This window comes from Haliscomenobacter sp., assembly GCF_033763495.1.
GTDB lineage: Bacteria > Bacteroidota > Bacteroidia > Chitinophagales > Saprospiraceae > Haliscomenobacter.
Genome location: NZ_JANRKL010000250.1, coordinates 1 through 3,014, shown reverse-complemented (window position 1 = coordinate 3,014; position 3,014 = coordinate 1). Strand labels below are relative to the sequence as shown.

The following is a 3,014-nucleotide window of genomic DNA, read 5'->3' as shown; positions in this document are numbered from 1 at the left end:
TCTCAACTTCTCTTACAAATTCCCCTTCTTCAACTCCGACACCGCGTAATCCGCTGCCCGAGCCGTAAAGGCCATATAAGTCAAGGAAGGGTTAACGCAGTTCGCCGAAGTCATGAAAGCCCCATCGGTAACGAATACATTAGGTGCCGCCCAAACCTGGTTCCACTTGTTCAGTACCGAATTTTTGCGGTCGGTGCCCATGCGAGCAGTACCCATTTCGTGAATCCCCAAGCCGAGGGCAGGTTCTGAAGTATTCGTGGTGATGTTTTTGGCCCCCATTGCTTCCAGCATTTCGGCTGCGTCGTTCATCATGTCCTTGCGCATGTTGACTTCGTTGCTGGTATAGCCCGCATCAACTACTACCTGAGGCAGCCCCCACTGGTCTTTTTTATCTGGGCTGAGGAACATCATGTTGTCTTTGTATGGCAACCATTCCCCAAAGCCACCCAGGTTGACACTCCATGGCCCAAGTGAAGTATATTGTTTTTTGAAATCTTCACCAAAGCCCATAATATCGCGGCTCCAACCCTGGCGACCAGCGGCTCCTCCCTGATAACCAAAGCCCCGGATGTAGCCCTTGCCTTCTTCGTGCAGGTTGCGATAGCGGGGTACATAAACTCCGTTGGGGCGACGGCCAAAGGTCGTTTTGTCCAACTCACCTTCAAAAATGCCACTTGCGCCTACACCCAGGTGGTGATCCATCAAGTAACGACCCAAGGATCCAGATTCATCCAAACCTGCAGCACCATAACGCTGGGTTTTGGTGTTCATCAAGATCGACGTAGAAGCAATACAGGAGGCGTTCAGGAAGATGATTTTGGCAAAAAACTCCATAGGTTGTTTGCTCACCTCATCAATCACATTTACCCCTTTAGCTTTGCCTGTCGCTTCATCATAAATCAGGGACCCGACAATAGAATGTGGGCGGAAGGTCATGTTTCCTGTGCGCTCGGCAGAAATTAAAGTAGCTCCATTGCTGCTGAAATAGGCACCATAAGGGCAACCGCGAGAACAAAGGTTACGGTATTGACACTTCCCACGACCCAATGCCAATTGCTCCTGGGTAGGTGCAGTCAAGTGCGCAGCGCGACCTGGAATGATCTTGCGGCCTTTCCACTTGGATTCAACTGCTCTTTTGAGCACTTTTTCAGCAGCAGTCAGGTCCATCGCAGGTTGGAAATCGCTGTCGGGCAATTGAGGCAGGTTTTCCACTGAACCACTTACGCCTACATAGCGCTCTACATAACTGTACCAGGGGGCGATTTCGTCGTAGTTAACAGGCCAGGGAGTGGCAATACCATCTTTGGCATTGGCTTCAAAATCCATCTGGCTCCAACGGTAGCTCTGCTTGCCCCAGGTGATGGAGCGGCCACCTTTGTGGTAACCCCGCATCCAGTCGAAACGTCTTTTCTCGATGTAAGGATGCTCGGTATCTTTAACAAACAAATAGGCAGTGGCTTCGTTTTGTACGGTATAGCCCGTGCGTGCCTGAACACTTTGTTGTTTAAGGCTTTCCTCAGATGACTTACCCTGATGAGGAAGATCCCAGGGCATGCTCATGGTAGTCTGGTAGTCAACTACGTGCCGCAGATCGCGACCCCGTTCGAGCACCAGTACTTTGAGTCCCTTTTCGGTCAATTCTTTGGCAGCCCAGCCGCCGGAAATACCCGAACCTACTACAATGGCGTCATAAGTGTTTTCTGCAACAACGCCGTTATGATTGATTTGCATGGATGTTTTTTTTTGCGATGACGACTACAAATAAATTTTGTCTCCCATTTTGTACAATTCTTCGCCACTCCAGCGGCCGGGGGCGAGCTGGTATTCAAAGGCCGTGCTGGCACCTACTTCGCTGTTGGCGTAGCAGGATTTCACCAGGTCTTTGGTAGCACGAATGAACCCTCCACGAACATTGGCATCCCGTTCTGCCTTTTCCATGGCGGTGAGGATTTCGATTTGTTGTGGCATTTTGAGTTTGGCAAAAGTGGATCCATGTTTGGTTTTGCACTCTGCATCCAGGTTGGTCAATCCGTCCATGATGACTTTCTGAGCGTCGGGTTTGTAGCAATCCTGCAACAGGATTTCAAACCAGCGTGGCACCCCTGCCTCAATGGCTCCCGGCGTATCGGTTTTTGGAATGATGCATTCAGCAACGGCAGCCAGGGTTTTGCGTTGCTTACTGCTCAGAAGGGTCGGCTTGATGCCCATATCCATTGGCTCGGCGAGCCGGGCAAAAACGGTTTCCGGTACAGCCAGGGAGGCTCCGAAAACAGCCGTAAAGATCTTTACTGCTTCTCTTCTCTGCATGATTGAAAAAGAATTAATACCCAGGACTTATCGCTGGGCATGAATGAATAGCATGATTTCCGAATTCTCTAAAAGTAAACAAGCGCGGTAAAAATAGAAAGAGGAAACGGTTTTTTCCCAAAAAAAGAATAAACATTAAGGGAAGATTAACAATAAGATTCTGATTTGGTTTGATAAGAATTTTGAATCAATGCAAAAAAAACGGGTGAATGACCATGAGCCATTCACCCGACGCGATTCTTAAGTATACCTGGTTAGAGAAGAACTTCGCTAGTGTTTAGTTCAGCGTGTAGCGAACAGAAAGTGCACCATAACCTCCGCCAAAACCGGTGAGATAGCCATTGCCAATAAAGATGGTTGGCATCCAGTCAGCACTCAGGTTAATTGGGGTATTGGGGAACTTGTAATCCAAACCAAGGTTACCCATGATTCCTAAGCCAAAACTACCCGAATCACCAAAATCAAAGCCATTGTCATAGTTGTAAAAGAATGCACTTGCGCCACCACCGAAGTACCATTGCAGATTATCTACACCGTTTATAGGCTTGTGAACCTGGTAGGCTGCGCCCATCGCCATTAAGTTAAGCATCAAGCAAGCTTTGTAAAAAACGGGGAAAAGAGGAACTTGTGAAAAATTCCGTTAATCATGCGTTCCCCCCTTCCCACTTATCTTAATGGCTTGAGACATTTTCCTAGCTATGCTAAAA

Annotated in this window: 3 protein-coding genes; all 3 read right to left on the bottom strand. The window is 48.3% G+C overall.

Features of this window, described 5'->3' with window-relative positions; all coding sequences use genetic code 11:
• Positions 1-12: 12 nt before the first annotated feature.
• Entirely contained in the window at positions 13-1,731 is a 1,719-nt protein-coding gene (locus SFV55_RS29300; RefSeq protein ID WP_320033157.1) for a GMC family oxidoreductase, read from the bottom strand.
• 24 nt (positions 1,732-1,755) lie between these two features.
• Positions 1,756-2,307, bottom strand: coding sequence for a gluconate 2-dehydrogenase subunit 3 family protein (locus tag SFV55_RS29295; RefSeq protein ID WP_320033156.1), 552 nt, complete (start codon positions 2,305-2,307; stop codon positions 1,756-1,758).
• A gap of 277 nt (positions 2,308-2,584) precedes the next feature.
• Complete coding sequence (locus SFV55_RS29290) at positions 2,585-2,896, bottom strand: hypothetical protein (protein WP_320033155.1); 312 nt, start codon at positions 2,894-2,896, stop codon at positions 2,585-2,587.
• Positions 2,897-3,014: the final 118 nt, after the last annotated feature.

Coding starts and splice junctions, on each gene's coding strand:
- SFV55_RS29300 (WP_320033157.1), bottom strand. CDS start 1,731: ATGCAAATCAATCATAACGGCGTTGTTGCAGAAAACACTTATGACGCC.
- SFV55_RS29295 (WP_320033156.1), bottom strand. CDS start 2,307: ATGCAGAGAAGAGAAGCAGTAAAGATCTTTACGGCTGTTTTCGGAGCC.
- SFV55_RS29290 (WP_320033155.1), bottom strand. CDS start 2,896: ATGCTTAACTTAATGGCGATGGGCGCAGCCTACCAGGTTCACAAGCCT.